The sequence below is a fragment of the Mesorhizobium sp. M7A.F.Ca.US.014.04.1.1 genome, assembly GCF_003998745.1.
GTDB classification, from domain to species: Bacteria; Pseudomonadota; Alphaproteobacteria; order Rhizobiales; family Rhizobiaceae; genus Mesorhizobium; species Mesorhizobium ciceri.
The window spans coordinates 1-1230 of the sequence record NZ_RZRW01001034.1 but is presented as its reverse complement, the minus strand read 5'-3'; the positions used below and the strand labels follow the sequence as shown (position 1 = coordinate 1230).

The window sequence follows — 1230 nt, the reverse complement described above, 5'->3', positions numbered from 1 at the left end:
CGAGAGCAGTGGTCATCTAATTTCCTCTTATTGTATCGGACGAATTAAGCGCCGTTTGATTTCCCCGTCCCGCCAATGAGGCAAATAGTACGTTTCTCTGTAAAATCCAAATCTCTTGCACAACATTATAAGAGTAAGCTTCGCATTCATCGTTCTGATCGACTGCGGATACCCTTGTAGACTCGATGTGAAGCGAGGAACTTCCCCTCGCTTCCCCGCCAATGCCGCCTGTGCAGAGCAGGGCCGCAGGCTCGCAAAGCGGCCCGACAGCAGCAACAGTGGCCATCAATTTCCATCCGCTCCGCTCGACCGTGCAACCCGGCTTCGCTCGCCGGCATTGGCCCCCATCACTCCCGCGCGCTCACGCGCCCCCGGAAGGCATGCCGGGGGACATGCCTTCGGCATTGACGGAAAAAGGAGTGAGCACAATGAACATGACCACCATTATCAACAGCGAGAGCAACAGGCAGGAACAGGTGGCTTCCAGCGGCTTTCGCGTGGATATCTCGCGCGGCGAGAGGATCGGACGAGTTTCCTCCGAATGGTTTTCGCGTCCCGATGACGAGCGCTATCTGAGCCTTACCGAGCTCTATGATGCCGTGAAGCAGCGCGCGGACCGAGCGACCGCCCGCACCGTTGAGAGCCGCGCCGTGCGCGTGGAAGCTACCCGCGACAATGCAGAGCGGCTTTCGCTTATCGTTCCCGGACAGGAGCAGCCAATCGCGCCGACGCATTGGAGCTTCGGCCAGCTTTGCAGCCTTGTCAGCGCGCCGGCCACCTATATGCGCCAGCTGCCCGCGCCGCTTGCTGGCATCAATTTGCAGCATGGCCTTTTGAGCCATCGGGCGGAGTTGATGAAGACGCTCGAGACGGAAGACGGACGCATTGAGCTTCGCGCCGTCACGGGTCCGGACTATGGCCGCATCTGGGATCACGAGCTTGTCGCCGCCGTCATGAAGATAGCGGGCAACGGAACTGGCGACACTATCTGGAAGGTGCCGGGCGTTCTGGACTGGGCGACGATGACGCACAATCCATTCGTGGACGTGACCAAGGACACCACGACGCTTTACGCCAGCGACCGCGACGTGTTCCTGTTTCTGGTGGACGACACACACCCGATCGAAGCCGGACGGCTTCCGAATGGCGAGCCTGATTTGTATTTCCGAGGGTTCTATTGCTGGAATTCGGAAGTCGGTTCGAAGACCCTGGGCATTGCGAGTTTCTATC

At 59.0% G+C, this 1230-nt stretch carries 1 pseudogene; it reads left to right on the top strand.

The features are described 5' to 3' along the window. Nucleotides 1-434: 434 nt before the first annotated feature. A pseudogene (locus EOA22_RS34215) lies at nt 435-1230 on the top strand (DUF932 domain-containing protein); the annotation flags it as partial.